This is a genomic window from Rhodococcus sp. IC4_135 (assembly GCF_011602025.1).
Lineage (GTDB): Bacteria > Actinomycetota > Actinomycetes > Mycobacteriales > Mycobacteriaceae > Rhodococcus_F > Rhodococcus_F baikonurensis.
In genome coordinates this window covers 92,316-112,575 of the sequence record NZ_JAAOLG010000002.1, presented here as the reverse complement: position 1 = coordinate 112,575, position 20,260 = coordinate 92,316, and the positions used below count along the sequence as shown (strand labels likewise).

The following is a 20,260-nucleotide window of genomic DNA, read 5'->3' as shown; positions in this document are numbered from 1 at the left end:
TAGAGGCATGGACCGACGATTGCTTTCGCAGGTGAGTCTCGACGAGGCCGCCGCGGCGACCCGCACGGGCGACATCTGGATCTTCCGCGGAGAGTCGACGGCCGACCGGGCCATCCAGACGCTGACCAACAGTCCGGTCAATCACGTGGGAATGTCGGTGGTGATCGACGACCTTCCGCCGCTGATGTGGCATGCGGAACTCGGTCACTCGCTGCAGGACATGTGGACCGGACGCTTTCAGCGTGGTGTCCAACTGCACGATCTGAGGTCGGCGGTTCAGGTGTGGGGCGCCAAGTATGGGCAGCGCGGATGGTTGCGCCAACTCGACCACGAGATCACCCGTGAGCAGGAAGACGCTCTGCTCAAGACGATCGCGCGACTGGACGGCACACCGTTCCCGTCGACGGCCAAGCTCGCCTCACGCTGGTTCGGGGGCCGAATCCCGAAGCTGCGCAAGAAGTCCGACGTATCGGCAGTAGCCGCCGAGAGCGCCTACTGCGCCGAAGTGGTTGCCAAGACGTATGAAGCGATGGGTCTGCTTGTCGGTAATCGTCGGATCAACTGGTTCGACCCGGGCAAATTCTGGAGTGGAGATCAGTTGCCCCTCGCACCGGGAGTTGCGCTCGGTGACGAGATCTCGGTGACTCTCAGCGCAAGTGACCTCGAGGCCGGACGCAATCCCGCCGAGTACTCACAAGGTTCGTGACGGCTCGGCGACGACGCGGCCGCCGACTTCGAGCCACCCTTCGGGGGAGAAGGTGGTGTGAAGCACCGATCCGCGTCCCTGGGTGATGAGCAGTGATTTCCTCAACCGGTCCGTGATGCGTAGCGCTGCCGATCCGGTGGCCTCGTCCTCGGCGATTCCCATCACCGGTGCGAACATGCGTGCGCGGATGGCAGCTTCGAGTTTGTCCTGCCATGCCCACAGATACGAATGATCCGCCTCGTAGTCGGACGGATCGGCGTCGATGACGTCGTCGACCGTGTCCATCGGATAGATCGCGAATTCCGGTGCCCACTCGGCACGCGCGCGTACCCATGTGAGAGCGCCGGATTGGCGGACGTCGACACTGCCGGCGGGAACGTCGAGGGCGGTCACGCGGCGGCCCTGCTCGCCCAGCCACCACGTGGCACCGACGGTCGGGTGCCCGGCGAAGGGGAGTTCTGCTGCCGGAGTGAAGATCTGAGCCCGGGCACGCGAGGCGCCGTCATCCGGTACGTCGATGAAGATGGTCTCGCTGTAGTCGAGTTCCTTCGCGACGGCTTGTCGATCCGATTCTGCAACCGTGGATGCGTCGACGATTCCCAGCGGATTGCCGTGCTTGCCGTTCTCGTCCGTGAAGACCCGGACCACACTCACCTCGATACCCATCGGTCCACCCTAGCGCGCGAAAAGCCCTCCCCACCTTCACGGTGGGGAGGGCTCGTCGAACTGCAGTCGGGTCCGAGTGATCAGACCTGTGCGGCAGAGAGGATCTCGTTGGCTTCGACAGCCTGTGCGACGCCCGCGACGATGGAACCGGCGCGGATCGCTTCGAAGATGACCTCGCGGTCGACACCTTCCTGGCGGAGGGTGTTCTCGTGAGCTTCGAGGCAGTGGTTGCAGCCGTTGATCGCGGACACTGCAAGCGACCACAATTCGAAGTCGGCCTTGTCGACGCCCGGGTTGCCGATGATGTTCATCCGCAGGCCGGCACGAAGGTCGTCGTACTTACCGTCGAGGTAGCCCTTGGTGCGGTAGAAGACGTTGTTCATGCCCATGATCGACGCTGCGCCGAGAGCGGCGTTGTACGCCTCTGCCGACAGGTTGTCGGCAGCCTCGGATGCAATCTCCTTGAGCGTGGACGCAGACTTGGTGGCTGCGGCCGTTGCGAGGAGCGTTCCCCACAACTGCTGCTCGTTCAGGACCGTCGTGCGCGCAATGGAACTCAGGTTGAGCTTGAGGTCCTTCGCGTACTCGGGAAGCGAGTTCTTGAGGTTCTCGACGCTCATACTCAGACGCTCGCAGTCAGGAGTTCGCCGGCGTTGATGGTCGGGTCGCCCTTCTTCCAGTTGCATGCGCACAGCTCGTCGCTCTGGAGAGCGTCGAGGACGCGGAGAACCTCGTCGACGTTACGGCCGACGGAACCGGCTGTGACGGAGACGAACTGGATCTCGTTGTTGGGGTCGACGATGAACGTCGCGCGGTCTGCAACGCCGTCGGCGTTGAGGACGCCGGTGGCCTCGGCAAGCTCGCGCTTGAGGTCCGAGAGCATCGGGAAGGGGAGGGTCTTGAGCTCTTCGTGCTGTGCACGCCACTGGAAGTGCACGAACTCGTTGTCGACGGAAGCACCGAGAACCTGAGCGTCACGGTCTGCGAACTCGTCGTTGAGCTTGCCGAATGCAGCAATCTCGGTGGGGCACACGAAGGTGAAGTCCTTGGGCCAGAAGAAGACGATGCGCCACTTGCCTGCGTAGTCGTCGCTGGTGACGGTGGTGAAGTAGTCATCGGGCTGCTGGGCATCGACCTTGGACAGGTCGCCGCCGATGACAGCCGTGAGGTTGTAAGCGGGGAACTGGTCGCCGATTGTGAGCAGAGCCATGTGTCTCATTCTCCTACGTGTCTCGTGAACAGGAATTTCTTGCGCACACGATCCGGCTGTTCGGATTGTGACGGCCGAACGTGCTGGATCGAGAGGGTTTGTCACCGTCAGCGGGTCGGACGGTTTCGACTGGAGTGTCGAGGTTGTGACCGGCGCTTTTTGGTATGAGTCCATTCTGCATCAAACCGTTCAAAAGGTAAAGGTGATGGGTGGCACTACACTGATAGGCATGTCTGATCAGACTTATCAACCTTCCTTGTCACAGCTGCGTGCCTTCGTGTCGGTGGCCGAGTATCGGCACTTCGGTACTGCCGCAGCACGTTCCGGTGTGAGCCAACCCACACTGTCCCAGGCGCTGGCGGCGCTCGAGGCGGGCCTGGGGGTCAAGCTGATCGAACGGAGTACGCGGCGCGTGCTCGTGACTGCGGACGGGCAGCGCTTGCTCGGTCAGGCCAAGCAGATTCTCGAGGCTGCCGACGGTTTCGTCGCGAGTGCCGCCGGCTCCGGCGACTCTCTGACCGGACCGCTCCGCATCGGGTTGATCCCGACCGTTGCGCCCTACATTCTTCCGGGGTTGTTGCCGGAGCTGCGCGACAAGCTGCCGTCGTTGGCGCCGCAGATCGTCGAGGATCAGACGGCGCGCCTACTCGATGCACTGCGATCGGGAGCGCTCGACGTAGCTGTGTTGGCGCTTCCTGCCGGAACGCCCGGCCTGGTGGAAGTTCCTGTGTACGAAGAGGATTTTGTGATGGTCGTGCCGGACGATCACTCCTTGGCCGGACGTGTCGATCTCACGGTGGACGTGCTCGACGCGCTGCCGTTGCTCTTGCTCGACGACGGCCACTGCCTGCGCGACCAGACGTTGGATCTGTGCCGTTCCGTAGACGCTCATCCGCTTGCCGGCGACACGCGGGCGACGTCGCTCGCGACGGTCGTGCAGTGTGTGGCCGGGGGACTCGGGGTGACTTTGGTCCCGGAATCTGCTGTTGCCGTAGAGGTTCGACGCGGAGATTTGTCGACGGCGCGCTTCGCATCGCCGGCTCCAGGTCGCACGATCGGCGTCGTGTTCCGCTCTTCGAGTGGCCGAGCAGAAGGATTCCGTCAGCTGGCCGAGTTGGTCCGTTCGGTCAGCCCGACAGTTTCTCGATGACGTAACTCGTTCGACGTCGACGTGAAAGCTAGTCGGATGAGCCTTCTTTCACGGCAATGACGGCTCCGGGATTGAGAATTCCCAGCGGGTCGAGCGCATCCTTGACCTTGCGATTGAGGGCCATGACGTCTTCACCCAACTGTGACGGCAGCCAGTCGCGCTTGAGTCGACCGACCCCGTGTTCGCCGGTGATCGTGCCGCCGAGCGCGATGGCGAGATCCATCACCCGTCCGAATGCGATCTGTGCGCGTTCGGTCATGTCCGGATCTGCGGGGTCGAAAACGATGAGCGGGTGTGTATTTCCGTCTCCGGCATGCGCCACCGTGCAGATCAGGACATCGAGGTCGTCGGCGATGGCTTCGACCCCGGTCACGAGCTGGGGGAGTGCGCGCATGGGAACGCCCACGTCTTCGAGAAGCAGACTTCCCATCGCGAGCACTGCCGGGAACACTGCCCGCCGTGCTGCCGCGAAAGCGTCACCCTCGGCCTGATCGTCGGTGGCGAATACCTCGGTGGCTCCGTTGTTTTCGCACGCCTGAACAATCGTCTCGATTTCCAGCACGCCTGCCGCGCCGGGTGCGTCGGACTGCGCGAGCAGCAGTGCGTGAGCCTTGCGGTTCAGACCCATGCGTACCGAATCCTCGACGGCATTGATGCTGGCATGATCCATGAACTCGAGCATCGCCGGACGCATGTTGCCGGTGATCGCCAAGACCGCGTCGGCAGCCTCTTGTACCGAGTCGAACGACGCGACGACGGTTGATGCGGGCGGCTGCGCGGGAATCAAACGCAGGGTGATTTCCGTGATGATGCCGAGAGTTCCCTCACTACCCACGAACAGTTTCGTGAGTGAGAGTCCGGCGACGTCCTTGAGAAGGGGGCCACCTAGGCTGACCGCTGTCCCGTCTGCCAGCACGACCCGAAGTCCGAGAACGTAGTCGGTGGTTACTCCGTACTTGACGCAGCAGAGTCCGCCGGCGTTGGTGGCTGCATTGCCGCCGATGGAACAGATCTCGAAGGACGAGGGGTCCGGCGGGTACCAGAGTCCGTGCTCTGCGGCTGCTTTCTTGACCTCCGCATTCATCAAGCCGGGCTGAGTAACGGCCACACGGGCAACCGGGTCGATCGTGATCTGTCGCATTCGCTCGGTGCTGACCACGATGCAACCGTCGACGGCGCTGGATCCACCGGAAAGGCCCGAGCCGGCACCTCTGGGAACCACCGGTACGCGGTTGGCGGTTGCCCATCGCATGACTGCTTGGATGTCTTCCGTGCACGTTGCGCGAACCACGGCAGCGGGGTGGCCGGCGGTCGGATCGGCAGCCCAGTCCTGGCGGTAGCCCGCGGTCAGGTCAGGATCCAGCAGGACGGCTCCCTCGGGGAGTGCCGCTACCAATTCGTCGAGGGCTGAAGAACTCGCGGGAGTCATACTCTCATCATGCTCGACGGAGTTCGACGATGCGCCAATTCGCGAGACCACAGCCCGACTCTGTCGCGCCTGATCAGTTCAGCGTTGTCCGGCAGTAGTCTTCCGAGTTGCCGGCCTCGATGCAGTTGGTCCAATCGATCTGACCTTGCACCCAAGGGGATGGGATTCGGACGCTCGTAGTCGCACTGGTGTCGGGGCGAGTAGCGCCCGACGGATAGCGGCAGATGGCGCCGTCGCAGATTGGCGTATTCGCCTCTGCCTCTGAGCGTAGGACTTGGTCGTGCTGGGCTTGGCAGTAGTCCGAGTATCCGGTGACGGTGCCGTCCGACCAATATGTCTCTACCGGGCCGAGGCCCGTTTGGCACGAAACGATGTAACGCGCCGGTGTGGGTTCCAGCACCGTCGTTATCGGCGATTCTGCGGTAGGTACTGCAAGGGGCGTTGTTGTTTCGGTGGTCGTTGTAGGAGACGTCGTGGGCAGCGGTGTGGTTGTCGATGACACCGGAGGTGCCGGCTGCGGATCACTGGAGGTCGAGCATGCAGTCACTGCTGCGAGTGCGATGCAGATACCTACGAGGGCTGATCGAATAGTCATATGCAGAGAATGTACAGTTTCCGACTGGTCGGAACGTAGAGATTGGCCGTCATATTGGTTTACGTAAGGGAACTGCTGAATCCCTAGCGGCCCTTCTGCTTTCCGGAGAACCGGCCACCCGAACTCTTGGTCCCACCGGACTTCCCGCTACCCGATTTTCCGCCCGCCTTGGCCTTACCGGAACCTGCGTTGCGTCCGGAAATGTTCTTTGCGGTTCCGGCGCCCTTCGCTTTCTGCCCGTTCTTGGCAGCTTCTGCACGACGTTCACGGGCCGCGATCTTGGCTTTCACGGAACCCTTGATCTTCTCGGCCGGCTCACCGTTTCGGCCGCGGGAACTCTGCGCCGTTCGGCCCCGCACGATGCCGATCAGTTCCTCGACCAGATCTGTGGTCTTGGACTCCATCCATGCCAAAGCCACGGGAGCCTCGGGCGCACCGTCCACCGGACGGAAGGTCAGATCCTTGCGATGGTGGAACCGCGCCAGCGAATGGGGAACCACGACAACGCCGACGCCGGCGGCCACCAACTCGATGGCGTCGGCGATGGTCGCGGGTCGCTCGGCGGCGGTCTTTCCGGGACGGGTCGGCCAGTCGAGTCTGTCGTCGAGCGGATCGAGCACTATCTCGTCGGCCAGATCGCCGACGGAAATCTGATCGACAGTAGTGAACACGTGATCTTTCGGCACCACCACCACCGGGGTTTCCGCATACAGCGAGATGGCGCTGATGCCGGTCCGGTCGATCGGCAGGCGAACCAAACCTGCATCTGCTTCACCTGCGCGAAGTGCAGCTTCGAGTTCGAGAACCGGGAACTGAACAAGTTCCAGACGCACCTCGGGAAGCCGCTCGTGCCACACCCGGACCCACTTGGTGGGCGTCACCCCCGGGGCGTACGCGAGTCGAAAAATTGCCTGACTATCCGCGTCTGTCACCAGGCAAGGCTACCGCCTTGGTAAAAGCACCCGTATCGGCTGGTTACTCTTGTTGCATGACGTCGAACAAAACTCCCCAGACGATGAAGCCGACGACGGCTGCCAAGAAGCTGGGTGTGTACCTGGAAGCAACACCTGCGCAGTTCCAGGAAGGCGACGTGACTCGTGACGAACTGACCGCGCTGCAGACCGATCCGCCGGAGTGGCTGCTGGAGCTGCGACGCACCGGACCGCACCCTCGCCCGGTCATCGCTGCCAAGTTGGGCATCTCGATCGCCGGTCTCGCTCGCGGCGGCGTCGAAGAGGCACTCACCACGGATCAGATCGCCGCACTCCTCGAAGAGAAGCCCGACTGGCTCGAGAAGGAACGCGCTGTTCAGGCCGACGTGCGGGCCGAGAACGTTCGCATCAAGGAAAAGCGCGCTGCTCGTCGTAATCAGCCGCGGAAGGCTCGAAGGGGCTGAAAGCCCCCTGTGCGCCTCACTGGTAGCGACCACTATCAGAAAGGCGCACAGGCGCTAGCCTTCTACGACGCTCAGCTCGTCGAATACGATTTCACCCGCGGCATCCGATTCCGGGATGTCGACGACGGCAAGCAGTGCCCATCCGTGATCGCCCTCCGGGTCCTCGAGCACCTGCCGCACCCGCCAGAACTCACCCTCTTCGGTGACTTGGAAGAGCGCCGGCCCGCGCGCCGACGGTCCGGTTCCGATGGTTGCGTACTCCTCGAAGTACGGGAGTAGTTGCTCTTCCCACTCAGCGGCGTCGATACCGTCCTCGAGGTTTTCCAGCTCGTTCCACTGCCGACGCGATGCGAGATCGATGCGTCGGAACATCGCATTGCGCACCATGACGCGGAATGCGCGCGGGTTCGCCGAGATGGGCCGGGGAATGTCGGCGCCGAACGCCACCTCTTCGGTGTCTGCTTCGGCTCCGGGATCGGTAAGTGACTCCCACTCGTCGAGAAGGCTCGAGTCGACCTGACGGATCAGCTCGCCCAACCACTCGATGATGTCTTCGAGTTCCTCGGTGCGTGCCTCCGTCGGGACGGTTTGCCGCAGGGCGCGGTAGGCGTCGGCGAGGTAGCGCAGGACGAGGCCCTCAGATCGGGTGAGTCCGTAGTGGCTGATCAATTCGGCAAACGTCATGGCGCGTTCGATCATGTCGCGCACCACGGACTTGGGGGAGAGGGCGAACTCCGTGATCCACGGGTGGCCGCCGCGATACATTTCGAAAGCCGGGAACAGCAAGTCCGACAACGGTTTCGGCCAGGTGACCTCTTCGAGAAGCTCCATGCGCTCCTCGTACTCGATGCCGTCGGCCTTCATCTGTGCCACCGCTTCGCCGCGAGCGAAGTGCTGCTGCGCCATGAGCACCTGACGCGGATCGTCGAGCGTCGACTCGATGATCGAGACGACATCGAGTGCGTAACTGTCGGATTCGACGTCGAGGAGTTCGAATGCTGCCAAGGCGAACGGCGACAGCGGCTGGTTGAGCGCGAAGTCGCGTTGCAGGTCCATCGTCAACCGAGCCATCCGGCCGTACTCGTCAGGTTCGTCGAGGCGCTCCACGATGCCGGCGCTGAGCAATCCGCGATACAGCGAGATCGCTTTGAGGATGTGCTTACGCTGCGCCGGCCGCGATTCGTGGTTGTCTTCCAACAGGTGCCGCATCGCGTCGAAGCAATTGCCCGGTCGGGCAATGACATTGAGCAGCATCGAGTTGCTGACCGAGAATCGTGACACCAACGGTTCGGGTGATGCCGCGACCAAGCGGTCGAACGTCGCTTCGCTCCAGGACACAAACCCCTCGGGAGCCTTCTTGCGTTGAATCTTCTTGATCTTCTTCGGATCGTCGCCCGCCTTGGCGACGGCCCGCAGATTCTCGACCTCGTGTTCCGGTGCCTGGACGACAACGGTGCCCATCGTGTCGTAGCCCGCACGACCCGCGCGGCCGGCGATCTGATGGAACTCGCGGGCTTTCAGATGCCGTGTGCGGACGCCGTCGTACTTGGCGAGACCGGTGAGCAGTACCGTGCGGATCGGGACGTTGATGCCGACGCCCAGAGTGTCTGTACCGCAGATGACCTTGAGAAGGCCGTCCTGCGCGAGAACTTCGATGAGCCGTCGGTACTTGGGCAGCATGCCAGCATGGTGAACGCCGATGCCGTGCCGGACCAGGCGAGAGAGTGTCTTTCCGAACCCGGTGGTGAAGCGGAAACCACCCAATGCTTCGGCGATCGCTTCCTTCTCTTCCTTGGAACAGAAGTTGACGCTCGTCAGTGCCTGGGCGCGTTCGAGAGCGGCGGCCTGCGTGAAATGCACGATGTACACGGGGGACTGGTTGGTGGTCACCAGATCTTCGATGGTTTCGCCGACCGGCGTGGTCGCGTACGAGAACATCAGGGGCACGGGGCGTTCCGTGCCGGAGACGACGGTGGTGGGCTTGCCCGTACGACGCGTCAGATCTTCGGAGAAGAAATCGACCTCACCGAGTGTTGCCGACATCAAGAGGAACTGGGCGTGCGGCAACTCGATGAGCGGAACCTGCCACGCCCAACCTCGATCTGGTTCGGAGTAGAAGTGGAACTCGTCCATCACGACCTGGCCGATATCGGAGTTCGGGCCCTCTCGCAGTGCGAGATTCGCGACGATCTCCGCCGTCGCACAAATGATCGGCGCCGACGAGTTCACGGCGGCATCACCGGTCATCATGCCGACGTTCTCGGCACCGAAGACCTCACAGAGCGCAAAGAACTTCTCGCTCACCAGCGCCTTGATCGGCGCGGTGTAATACGTACGCTTGCCGAGCGACATCGCGTAGAAATGCGCGCCGATCGCCACCATCGATTTGCCGGACCCGGTCGGCGTCGCAAGGATCACGTTTGCACCCGAGACCAACTCCATGACGGCCTCTTCCTGGGCCGGATAGAGCGTCAACCCTCGTTCGAGGGTCCACGAGGAGAAGGCGTCGAAAACGGAATCAGGATCCGCGTTGTCGGGGAGAAGTTCCGTCAGCAGCACTCGTACAGGCTAGCCGCAACCGCGGATCAGGTTGCGCTTCGCTCGTCCGAGCCCATGGCGTCGAGCACCGCCATGCGGGTGGACGACGTTCCGGTGATGGTGTTCTCGCCGACCCCGGAGATCAGCATGTGACGCCAGCGGGCCTCGTCGAAGACGAGTGGTGCGGTGCTGGAAAGAAAATCTTCGACGATCTGCAGGAAACGCATCGGATCGTCGCGGAACGGGAAGTGGCCCGAGCCGCGGAAGACTTCGAGTCGGGAGTTGGGCATGGCCGCATGCGCGAGGTGCGCATGGGAGACCGGAATGACGGAGTCGTCGTCGCCCCAGATCAGTTGAACGGGCAGATTCTCGGTCAGATAACAGCGGTCGAGCATCGTGACGACCTGCCCGCGCCAGTCCACCACCGCCCGCAGGGTACGAAGGTAGGCCTCGTAGGCCGTGGGGTCGGGGAGATCGGCGAGCACACGAATCAGGTCGGGAGTGTCGTGCAGCATGGTGCCGGGACGCAGATTTGAACCGTGCACGACGCCGGCAAGGTTTCCGGCCATTCGGACGAGCGGCATCGCTCCAGGTATCCGGAGCAGTTTGACGACCTCGTTGACCACCGGAACGGACATGAGGCGCAGCAACGGGTGGACGTCCTTGGTGACGCCACCGGCCGAGACCAGCACGAGGCGATCCACCATGTGTGGGAATTGGTAGGAGAATTGCATCGCGACGCCGCCACCGAGTGAATGCCCGATGACAGTGACGTGCTCGATGCCGAGCGTCGACAGGAGATCACGCATGCCGTTGGCGTACGCGGCTACCGAATAGTCGGCGCGCGGCTTGTCGGAGCGGCCGTGACCCAACAGGTCAGGTGCGATGACGGTGTACTTCTTGGCGAGGTGGGGAATGATCTCGGTCCACGTCGACGAGTTGTCGCCGATTCCGTGCAGGAGCAGTACTGCCGGGCCCTCTCCGGCTATCCGAAATGCGCGTCGGTAGCCGTGAATGGTCCGGAACATCATCCGAGGTTCCTCGTCGGGGACCGGTCGGAGCTGACGGTTCCGTGGTCTGCTCATGTCGCCTCCTGGCTCAGCGTGAGACCACGTTGACTGTCTGCTCCAGTTGTTGAGCCGTCAACGAAAATCTCACAGAGTTCGAGGCTATCCGACGGATGTGTCCTGAACAACAGCCCAGGTAACGGAGGGGTTGCGGAATGCGCACAATGTCGAATTATGCGCCCCGCCCGTCACATTTTGGTCAGATGTCGCCTCGACCGGCGTCTCCAGCTGAGCCGAAGTCGTCGTTCCCAGCCTGTTCGGCCAGGAATTTTTCGAACTCCGCGCCGATCTCGTCGCCGCTGGGGAGGTCGGCTTCTCCAGCTAGAAGTGACGACTGCTGTTCCTGGGCGGCCACGAAAGTGTCGTATTGCCGCTCCAAAGCGTGGACTACAGTCTGAACTTCTTCGTTTCCGGCTATGTGCTCGTTAACCTGTTCTCGAACGCGTGCCGCGGCCTCACCCAGTGCCGCCAGCGGAAGTTCCAGATCCGAAACCTCGGACACGTTTTCGAGCAAAGTCTCGGCGGCGCCGGGGTAATCGGTTTGCGCGAGGTAGTGGGGAACGTGAACCGAGAAGCCCATCGCCTCGTGCCCGTGCTGAGACATACGAAGCTCGAGCAATGACGATGCGCTGCCCGGAACCTGCAGTTCACCTGACCAGCGCTGATGGTCCTGGATCAGGTCCTTGTTGGTCGAATGTGCTGTCACGCCCAGCGGTCGGGTGTGCGGGATTGCCATCGGAATGGCGTTGAGCCCGATGGTTCGACGCACACCGAGCTGTTCGGACAACAGACGAACGGCTGTGGTGAACCGCTCCCACTTGAGGTCGGGTTCCATCCCGGCAAGCAGCAGGAAGGGCGTGCCGGCCGTATCGCGCAGCGCGTACAGATTGAGTGCCGGAGCGTCGTAGTCGGAAAAATGATCGGCCTTGAACGTCATCGTCGGTCGGCGCGAGCGGTAGTCGATCAGCTCGTCGACAGCAAACGAGGCGACAAGCTCGGTTTCCAGGCTTTCCCGCAGATGCGTCGTCGCCAATTTCACGGCGTGACCGGCGTCGGAGTAACCCTCGAGTCCGTGAATCAGGATCGGTCCCTGGCCGTCGGCAGCCGCCAATTGGGGCGCCGGAAATTCCAGCTCGTACATCCTCGACTGTTCGTCCATCGCAGTCCCCTTCGCTCTTCGGTCTTGATCTCAAGTGTCCACTATCGGCGCACGCTCGACAGCATCGGAGTCGGGTGCCCGACAGCACTGGATCAGACGTTCATCGGTAAGAACACCGAGTCGGTGACCGATCATTCCCGATCCGACGAGACGGGCGTTCGCCGAGAGCGAAGCCGAGCGGTATCTTTCGACACTTGTCCTGGGCGTTCGGTAGATGTCGGGTGCGCGGCTTCGGACATGGCAGAGTGGAACACAAGGTCGGCACGACTAATTTGTCCGAAATGGATTGGTCGATTGTCGGGATCGGTCGAGTGCGGAGGCTTACATGCGGGTGTGTCCACGATCGTCCAGGCGAGTGGCCGCAAGCTCCCTTGCAGCAGTGGCCGCCGTTGCACTACTCGCGGGCTGCTCCGGGTCGGTCCAAGGAGCACCCGTTCCGGACTCCGCGCCGGCGACTGCCGGTGTGACCGACAGCGGCTCAGCGGCGCCGAGTACGACGGCTGCCCCCAAATCCTCGTCGCCGAAATCTACCTCTCCGAAATCGGCGGCACCGTTGTCCGAACTTCTGCTGACTCCCGAGGAATTTCCCGAGCCCTTCGGCGCTGTTGTCCTGCCCCCGCAGGCTGTTCCGATGGCGGCGCCGGATCTGGTCGGCGTCCCACGCGGTGCCACCGTCGATCCATCCGAATGTGAGCCACCGGAACAGGATTACGGTCCGAACGGGACCGTGATGGCGGTCGGGACCGACAATGCGACGAGGGCAACGATTTCGGTCGAACTCACGAAGGTCGACGCACCCCTGGACGAGTTGGAAGCGCAAACTCGGCAGTGCCCGTCCATGACCGTCACTGCGAACGGCGTCACGACAACAGTGACGACGGAAATTCTTCCGCCCTCGCCGATCGATGCCGACAAGACGATGTCGCTGCGCCGCACTGTCGTTTCCCCCAAAGCTGCAGCCGGCGATCAGACGATGCTGACGTTGATCGCACAGGTGGGCGACGTGCGGGTAGCGACGACACTGATGACGTTCGGTTCGGCGACGCCGTCGACAGCACCTCTGGATCAGGCATTCACCGCCGCTGTCCAGAAGGTCAAAGCGGGTAAGTGATTCCGCAGCATACGGGTCCGACAAGGATCGGATCGCCCCGTTGTGTCGGGGCGCTTCGTCCACAACAATCGCGGTAATCCACAGACGACTTCGACGTGGGTGTTTCCCCTGGTCGAGTGGATGGCGGCGTCGGGGTGATCAGCCAGGGTCTGTGCATGACCACATCACCTCTTCCGGGAGAATTCGAATTCTCCGACGACGACCTCACCCTTTTCGGATGCGTCGAACGTGTTTCCGATCCAGGCGAATTGATTACGGCAATACCCGCCCTCCTGGGATTTCATCCGTCCAACTCCGTCGTTGCGCTGTCTCTGATGGGGATCTCCGCCTCGACACTCGGCCCGGTGATGCGACACGACTACTTTCCCAGTGTCAGGGGAAAGCCCGCGAGGCAGATGAGTGCAGCGCTGCGCCAGTTCGCCTCAGTGTGTGACAGGGAAGGAGCGCGTGCGGTCGTTCTCGTGGTGATCACCGATTACTCGGCAGCTGAAACTCTGATCGATGAAACCATCGAGCTGGCCGAGGTATTCGAAGACATGCTCGGCGGAACCTGCGTCGAGCTGGCTGACGTATTGTGCACGGCCGCAATAGAATCTGGCCAGCCGTGGACGAGCGTCACGCGTTCGATTCACCGGGGTACTCTGCCCGACCCGGCATCTTCGTCGGTTGCGGCGGCACAGGTGTTGGGCGGGAGGGTCATTCGCCGTTCGCGTGAGGAACTGGTCCGGTGGGTGCACGGTGCCGCTCGCAATCACGAGGTGATTGCGGAACTGATCGCGAGCGGAAGGGAATCGGGTGCGTACGGAGGGGGAGTCGACGGCGATGACCCGGTCCAGGACCGGGTCGATCTGGTGCTGAAACATATTCGTCGTGTGGAGGGAGGAGATCACCCTGACCCGCAGGAATGCGCCGATCTTGTGGTCGCGTTGATGGACGTTCACGTGCGCGACGTGGTGCTGGGTCTGGCGATCACGTCAGTTGCGGCGGCCGCCGAGCAATTGTGGCTTGCGCTCACCCATGAAGTGCCTTGTCCCGAACGCGCTTGGCCGGCAACACTTCTCGGTTTCTTTGCATACGTTCGCGGTGACGGCCCTCTGGCCGGTGTGGCGCTGTCGGTCGCACTGTCGGCCGATTCGGAACACACCTTGGCCGGATTGCTGGACTTGTCCCTTCAATCCGGCGTGCACCCCGACGGGATCCGTGACCTTGCGGCCGTCGGATTGTCCATCGGGGAATCACTCGGAATCGCCGGCTTGCCGCCGGCACTGCCGAGCGGAAGCTAGCGAGCAGCGTGTGAGCGATCGCCCAGATCCTGGAGGAACTGCCACGCATCGGCGACGATGACGTCGAGATCGGTACGCGTGGGCGTCCAACCCAACTCGGCAATCGCCTTGTCGCTCGATGCGATGAGGACCGCGGGATCGCCCAGGCGTCGCGACGCGTCTTCGACGTTGATCGGCAGGCCGGTGACCCGTGCACAGGCAGCGATCACCTCACGCACGCTGAAGCCGGCACCACTTCCCAGGTTGTAGATGCGGTGCTCGCCGGGAACCGAGGATTCGAGCGCCAGTAGATGCGCTTCGGCGAGGTCGAGCACGTGGATGTAGTCGCGTACTGCGGTGCCGTCCGGCGTGGGCCAGTCGGTTCCGAAAACCGAGATCTTGTCTCGCTGCTCGAGTGCGACCTGCAGCACGAGTGGAATCAGGTGGGTTTCGATCACCCGGTTCTCGCCGGCGGACTTGTACGCACCCGCGACGTTGAAGTAGCGCAAGCTGGTCGCGCCCAGGCCGTGGGCGATCGAGTACGAGGTGATCGCATGATCGATCGCGAGCTTGGTCGCGCCGTAGGGATTGGTAGGGCGGGTCGGAGCCGTTTCCACGATGGGGGACTGCTCCGGCTCGCCGTACGTTGCGGCGGTGGAAGAGAACACGAGCCGGGGAGTGCCGGAGAGGCGGATCGCCTCGAGCAACTCGATGGTCGTGACGACGTTTCCGCGCCAGTACTTTTCGGGGTGCAGCACCGATTCGCCGACCAACGACTGCGCTGCGAAATGCAGTACGCCGTCGAAAACGGGTGAACCCGCACTACCGAGGACCTCGGCGGCCAGCGCCCCGACGTCCCCTTCGATGAACTCGGCACCGGCGGGCACCGCGTCGGCATTTCCCGTGGAGAGGTCGTCGATGACGACAACCTCGTGTCCACGCTCGAGCAACACAGTGCTGCACACACTGCCGACGTAACCGGCGCCGCCGGTGACCAGGAGTTTCATCTACTACTTCCTCAGACCTGCTTGACCTGAACGGCGTGAGCCATTTCCTCGGACAGGTCGAACCCGCTGTGACCCGGCACGATGATGGTCACCGAGCCCGGACGGGTTTCGACCGTCACCCTGGCGTCGGGAACGACGCCGGCGTCACGCAGCTGCGCGATCACCTCGGGATCGGACTGCACGTGCTCGGCCAGTCGCCGAACGACCACCGCAGTCTGTGCGCCGTGCGGAATATCGGTCAGACGCACCAACGTTTCGGTGGTGGCAACCGGGCCGTCGAGTCCCAACTGGTCCAAGCCCGGAATCGGGTTGCCGTAGGGCGACGTCGTGGGGTTGTTCAGAACGACGACGAGCCGACGCTCGACCTCCTCGCTCATCACGTGCTCCCAACGGCATGCCTCGGCATGTACGTCTTCCCATTTGAGACCGATGACGTCCACCAGCAGGCGCTCTGCCAGCCGGTGCTTACGCATGACAGAGATCGCGAGATCGCGACCCTTGTCGGTGAGTTCCAGATGTCGATCGCCGGCGACCATCAGCAAGCCGTCGCGCTCCATACGCGCAACTGTCTGGCTGACGGTGGGTCCGCTCTGTTCGAGCCGTTCGGCGATCCGCGCCCGGAGTGGGACTACGCCCTCTTCTTCCAAGTCGTAGATCGTCCGGAGATACATCTCCGTGGTGTCGACTAGATCCTTCACACTCAACCCCTTCGTCAGTTGATCATTCTACCGTTCAGTTCGTGGTTCCGGTGCCGCCTCCACTGCGGCGAGTCCAGCGCGTGTCCGAATTGGATTCGTGTCACTCGATCTCGGTCTCCGTAGCGGGCCACGAGTGTGGTGTGCAGCACGAAACGAGAAGGAAGTAGCGTGATCCCATGACCGCGTCGATCAGATCTGACGGGGACCCCGCGGCGTCTCGAGCGAATCGAGTCGTGGTGTGGAGTCCGGAGTACCTGAGCTATCGGTGGAGCGCCGATCACCCGATGAATCCCACTCGCCTCGATCTCACGATGGCACTCTCGCGAAGCCTCGGACTTCTCGAGGGAATCGAGTTTCTCGAACCGAGTGCCGCGTCCGATGCCGACCTCCTCAGAATCCACACACCGGCATATCTTGCAGCGGTCAAAGACGCGGGTAACTCTGCGAACAACGGTGTGAGCGGCCAGGATGTTCCCCACGGGCTCGGTACCGAGGACAACCCGGTCTTCCCGCACATGCACGAGGCAAGTGCCATCCTCGCCGGCGGCTCGCTGGCGGCAGCGCAGGAAATCGCTTCGGGGCGTACCAGGCGTGCGGTCAGCATCGGCGGTGGCATGCACCATGCGATGGCGGATTGGGCTTCGGGATTCTGCGTCTACAACGATGCGGCTGTTGCGATTTCGTGGCTGCTCGACAACGGCTACGACCGCATCGCCTACATCGACGTCGACGCTCACCACGGCGACGGTGTGCAACATGCGTTCCTCGGGGACCCTCGAGTGCTCACCGTCTCGCTGCATCAGCATCCGGCGACGTTGTGGCCCAACACCGGATGGTCGAGCGAGGTCGGTGACGGCGCGGCCGAAGGTACAGCGGTGAACATCCCGGTGCTTCCCGGAACCGTCGACGCGTTGTGGCTGCGTGCTTTTCACGCCGTCGTTCCGGGAGCCATTGCAGCCTTCCGCCCGCAGATCATCATCAGTCAGTGCGGTGTGGACTCGCACCGCGAGGACCCGCTCGCGGACCTCGCCCTCACCGTCGACGGTCAGCGTGCGGCGTTCCTGGCAATGCGCGATCTCGCCGACCGCTACTCCGAAGGACGGTGGCTGGCGGTCGGCGGTGGGGGATACGGACTGGTTCGCGTCGTGCCCAGGGCATGGACTCACCTGATCGCGGCCGCACTCGATCGTGAGATCGACGTCGACACCGCTGTCCCCGAGGACTGGAAGGAATCGACGAAACTGCGGGCACCGAGCGTCGACCTCCCGCCGACCATGGGTGACGGCGGCGATGTCGCCTACACACCGTGGGACGGCCCGGGTGGTACACCGGAGACAGGCGTCGCGTCGGTGGACCGTGCACTCACCCGAATCGACTCGGCGATCATCGCCACACGCCGCGCTTCGTTCCCGCTACTCGGACTCGACCCGGAGGATCCCCGTGACTGAACAGTCCGATACCGATGCCGGCGGCGCGAGCGAGCAGGCGCCGAAGACCGACCCCGCTCACACCTATCCCCATTCGTGGGTAGTCGATGTTCTCGCCTCCGACGGCGGCGCGGTGGCGCTGCGACCCATCGTTCCCGAGGACGCGGACAAACTCGTCGAATTCCACGGCAAGCTCTCCGAGCGCACCCGTTACCTGCGCTACTTCGGCCCGTACCCCACGATGTCGGCGCGCGACGTCAAGAACTTCACGACGGTCGACCACCACAACCGCGTCGCGTTCGTGATGATGCTCGGCGACGAGATCATCGCGGTGGGTCGATACGAGCGCCTCCTCGACGTCGGTGACGGGAAGTCTGCCGAGGTCGCCTTCGTCGTCGCCGACGCACACCAGGGGCGCGGCCTCGGCCCGATCCTGCTCGAATACCTGGCAGCAGCAGCGGCCGAGAACGGTCTGACGATGTTCGTCGCCGAGGTCCTCTCCGAGAACCGCAACATGGTGACGGTGTTCCGTGAGGCGGGTTATCAGGTGAGCCGCTCGTTCGACGGTGGCGTGCTGCGACTCGAATTCGCGATCGACCCGACGGAAGCGCTTGTTTCGGTACGTAATTCGCGGGAGCGGGCAGCTGAGGCCCGCAGCATGGGAAACGTGCTGAGTCCACGATCGGTGGCAGTGATCGGCGCATCGGCGGACCCGGCCAAGGTGGGTAACGCGGTGTTGACCAACCTGCTGCGCGGCGGATTCACCGGCCCGGTCTATCCCGTCAACGCGGAGCATCGTTCTGTGCACGGTGTTCGGGCATATCCGACGGTTCGTGACATCCCCGACGACGTCGATCTGGCCGTCGTGGCTGTACCTGCGGAATCGATCAATTCGGTTCTCGACGACTGCCTCGACAAGGGCGTCAAAGCGCTGGTGGTGGTCTCGTCAGGCTTCAGTGAGAGTGGTCCGGACGGACGGTCGTCCGAACGCAAACTGGTCCACGCGGCCCGCGCTCACGGAATGCGCCTCATCGGTCCGAACGCGCTGGGTGTCGCGAACAACGACCCGGCGATTTCGTTGAATGCGACGTTGGCGCCGGTTTTGCCGGTGGCAGGCAACGTCGGCTTCTTCTGTCAGTCCGGCGCACTCGGTATCGCCATTCTCGACGAGGCCGCGCGTAGTCGAATCGGGTTGTCCGCCTTCGTTTCTGCGGGTAACCGTGCGGACGTCTCGGGCAACGACCTTCTGCAGTACTGGGATTCCGACCAGTCCACCGAAGTGGTTCTTCTCTATCTGGAGAGCTTCGGCAACCCACGAAAGTTCTCCCGCATCGCGCGTCGAGTTGCGCGCAAGAAGCCGATCGTCGCGGTCAAGAGCGGTCGGCACGCGGTTCCGCCGGTGCTCGCCGCCACGGGAGTCGAGATCGACGATTCCATCGTCCGGGCCCTCTTCGAACAGGCCGGCGTCATCCAAGTCGGATCCATCTCTCAGTTGTTCGACTGCGCACTGCTCTTCGGCTACCAGCCGTTGCCGGCCGGTCCACGGCTTGCAGTCATCGGCAACTCCACCGCGCTCGGTGTCCTTGCCGCGGACGCTGCCCGCAGTGAAGGATTGCAGGTCAGCGACCCGGTCGACCTTGGCGCACAGGCCAGTCCGGAGCTGTTCGCTACCGCCGTGCGTGACGCGTTGGCGTCGTTCGACGTCGACGCCGTCATCGCCGTCTTCGTTCCTCCGGTTGCCATTCCGGTCGAGCCGTTCGCGAAAGCACTCAAAGACGCCGTCGCGGGCTCGGACAAGCCGATTCTCACGACCTTCCTCGCAGCCGAGGGTGTGCCGGACGTCCTTGCGGTCCGCGACGAAGTCGGTAACCCGACCCGCGGTTCGGTGCCGTCCTACCCGGGGCCGGAGCGCGCCGCACTGGCGTTGGCGAGGGCTTGGCGTTACGCGGAGTGGCGCAGCAAGCCGGCGTCGAAGGTTGTTCGCCCGGCAGGGATCGACTCCGAGCGAGCCCAGAAGATGGTGGCCGACTGGCTCGAGAACTCTTCTGGCCGTTGGCTGTCGGACGTGGAAGCAGCCGCTCTTCTCGAGTGCTACGGGGTCGCGGTCGTCGAATTCCGTTCGGTCCTGAGCGAAGACGAAGCTGTCGAGGCAGCGAATGCTGTCGGCTATCCGGTCGCGGTCAAGGCAACCGGCGAAATGTGGCGCCACCGACCGGATCTGGGCGGCGTCAGGCTGGATCTGAGTGGACCGGAATCGGTACGCCTCGCTTACCGAGATCTTGCGGCCGCGTCGGGTGAACCGCTGCTGCACGTGCAGAAAATGGCAACCAAGGGCATCGGGTGTGTGGTCGGTGTCCAAGACGACCCGTCGTTCGGTTCGCTGATCTCGTTCGGCCTCGCCGGTGTGATCTCCGACCTCCTCGGGGACCGTGCCTATCGCGTACTGCCACTCACCGAAGACGCTGCTACGGAGTTGATCGACGCACCCAAGGCTGCGCCGCTGCTCTCCGGATATCGAAACGCCGTTCCGGTCAACAAGGGTGCCTTGGTTGATCTGGTCCAGCGCATCTCGGCGCTGGCCGACGACATTCCGGAAGTCCGCGAACTGGCCTGTGAGCCGGTACTCGCTTCGGCTACCGGCGCGGAGATCACCGATTCGCGAGTACGCATAGGGCCCGAGCCGAGCGCAATCGACCTGGGGCCCAGACGGTTGCGGTAGTCACAGCGTTCGAGATGGACACAGCGAACAACACCGGCCACCGCACATTCCCGAGGGGGAGGGAAGTAGCGGTGGCCGGTGCTTTGTGCGGTGCGTCAGCGCGAGTGGTGTGGCGCGCTG

General features: G+C 63.2%; 17 protein-coding genes. 7 read left to right on the top strand and 10 right to left on the bottom strand.

Annotated features, from left to right (window positions below):
* Window positions 1-7: 7 nt before the first annotated feature.
* Window positions 8-706, top strand: coding sequence for a hypothetical protein (locus G8767_RS05340; RefSeq protein ID WP_166809549.1), 699 nt, complete (start codon window positions 8-10; stop codon window positions 704-706).
* On the opposite strand, the gene G8767_RS05335 is transcribed toward G8767_RS05340, so the two are convergent.
* The 3 genes from G8767_RS05335 to G8767_RS05325 form a co-directional block, all read right to left on the bottom strand.
* Entirely contained in the window at window positions 692-1,372 is a 681-nt protein-coding gene (locus tag G8767_RS05335) for a PhzF family phenazine biosynthesis protein (protein WP_095970550.1), read from the bottom strand. The genes G8767_RS05340 and G8767_RS05335 overlap by 15 nt on opposite strands.
* Before the next feature lie 80 nt (window positions 1,373-1,452).
* Window positions 1,453-1,992: a carboxymuconolactone decarboxylase family protein gene (locus G8767_RS05330; protein WP_003942122.1), complete on the bottom strand. Its 540-nt coding sequence runs from the start codon at window positions 1,990-1,992 to the stop codon at window positions 1,453-1,455.
* Between the two features lie 2 nt (window positions 1,993-1,994).
* A complete protein-coding gene (locus G8767_RS05325) occupies window positions 1,995-2,582 on the bottom strand; it encodes a peroxiredoxin (protein ID WP_095970549.1) in 588 nt (195 codons plus the stop codon).
* Between the two features lie 229 nt (window positions 2,583-2,811).
* On the opposite strand from G8767_RS05325, the gene G8767_RS05320 reads away from it, so the two are divergent.
* Window positions 2,812-3,732 (top strand): hydrogen peroxide-inducible genes activator, encoded by a 921-nt coding sequence (locus tag G8767_RS05320; RefSeq protein ID WP_166809548.1) that lies wholly within the window; start codon window positions 2,812-2,814, stop codon window positions 3,730-3,732.
* Window positions 3,733-3,760: 28 nt separating this feature from the next.
* On the opposite strand, the gene G8767_RS05315 is transcribed toward G8767_RS05320, so the two are convergent.
* Window positions 3,761-5,161, bottom strand: coding sequence for an FAD-linked oxidase C-terminal domain-containing protein (locus G8767_RS05315; RefSeq protein ID WP_166809547.1), 1,401 nt, complete (start codon window positions 5,159-5,161; stop codon window positions 3,761-3,763).
* Between the two features lie 678 nt (window positions 5,162-5,839).
* Entirely contained in the window at window positions 5,840-6,688 is an 849-nt protein-coding gene (locus G8767_RS05310; RefSeq protein WP_124569741.1) for a LysR substrate-binding domain-containing protein, read from the bottom strand.
* 56 nt (window positions 6,689-6,744) lie between these two features.
* Here G8767_RS05310 and G8767_RS05305 point away from each other — a divergent pair, with 56 nt between their 5' ends.
* Window positions 6,745-7,152, top strand: coding sequence for a DUF5997 family protein (locus tag G8767_RS05305; RefSeq protein ID WP_095970546.1), 408 nt, complete (start codon window positions 6,745-6,747; stop codon window positions 7,150-7,152).
* Between the two features lie 54 nt (window positions 7,153-7,206).
* On the opposite strand, the gene G8767_RS05300 is transcribed toward G8767_RS05305, so the two are convergent.
* From G8767_RS05300 to G8767_RS05290, 3 genes are all read right to left on the bottom strand, one after another.
* Entirely contained in the window at window positions 7,207-9,711 is a 2,505-nt protein-coding gene (locus tag G8767_RS05300) for a DEAD/DEAH box helicase (protein ID WP_124569740.1), read from the bottom strand.
* Window positions 9,712-9,737: 26 nt separating this feature from the next.
* Window positions 9,738-10,775: an alpha/beta hydrolase gene (locus G8767_RS05295; RefSeq protein ID WP_007732813.1), complete on the bottom strand. Its 1,038-nt coding sequence runs from the start codon at window positions 10,773-10,775 to the stop codon at window positions 9,738-9,740.
* A gap of 181 nt (window positions 10,776-10,956) precedes the next feature.
* Window positions 10,957-11,916, bottom strand: a complete 960-nt coding sequence (locus G8767_RS05290; RefSeq protein ID WP_124569739.1) for a PAC2 family protein — start codon at window positions 11,914-11,916, stop codon at window positions 10,957-10,959.
* Window positions 11,917-12,271: 355 nt separating this feature from the next.
* On the opposite strand from G8767_RS05290, the gene G8767_RS05285 reads away from it, so the two are divergent.
* Together G8767_RS05285 and G8767_RS05280 are read left to right on the top strand one after the other, a co-directional pair.
* A complete protein-coding gene (locus G8767_RS05285; RefSeq protein ID WP_124569738.1) occupies window positions 12,272-13,027 on the top strand; it encodes a sensor domain-containing protein in 756 nt (251 codons plus the stop codon).
* A gap of 155 nt (window positions 13,028-13,182) precedes the next feature.
* Window positions 13,183-14,310, top strand: a complete 1,128-nt coding sequence (locus G8767_RS05280) for a DUF4192 domain-containing protein (RefSeq protein ID WP_124569737.1) — start codon at window positions 13,183-13,185, stop codon at window positions 14,308-14,310.
* Here the strand turns inward: G8767_RS05280 and galE are convergent.
* Both galE and G8767_RS05270 read right to left on the bottom strand, forming a co-directional pair.
* Window positions 14,307-15,296, bottom strand: a complete 990-nt coding sequence (gene galE, locus G8767_RS05275) for a UDP-glucose 4-epimerase GalE (RefSeq protein WP_095970541.1) — start codon at window positions 15,294-15,296, stop codon at window positions 14,307-14,309. The two genes, G8767_RS05280 and galE, sit on opposite strands and share 4 nt — an antisense overlap.
* Before the next feature lie 11 nt (window positions 15,297-15,307).
* Window positions 15,308-15,994, bottom strand: coding sequence for a metal-dependent transcriptional regulator (locus G8767_RS05270; protein ID WP_003942150.1), 687 nt, complete (start codon window positions 15,992-15,994; stop codon window positions 15,308-15,310).
* A gap of 176 nt (window positions 15,995-16,170) precedes the next feature.
* Between G8767_RS05270 and G8767_RS05265 the strand changes: the two genes are divergently transcribed.
* Window positions 16,171-17,442: an acetoin utilization protein AcuC gene (locus tag G8767_RS05265; RefSeq protein ID WP_003942159.1), complete on the top strand. Its 1,272-nt coding sequence runs from the start codon at window positions 16,171-16,173 to the stop codon at window positions 17,440-17,442.
* The gene (locus G8767_RS05260) at window positions 17,435-20,140 is read left to right on the top strand and encodes a bifunctional GNAT family N-acetyltransferase/acetate--CoA ligase family protein (RefSeq protein WP_124569736.1); all 2,706 of its coding nucleotides are present in this window, start codon (window positions 17,435-17,437) and stop codon (window positions 20,138-20,140) included. Before G8767_RS05265 ends, G8767_RS05260 begins: the two co-directional genes overlap by 8 nt.
* Window positions 20,141-20,260: the final 120 nt, after the last annotated feature.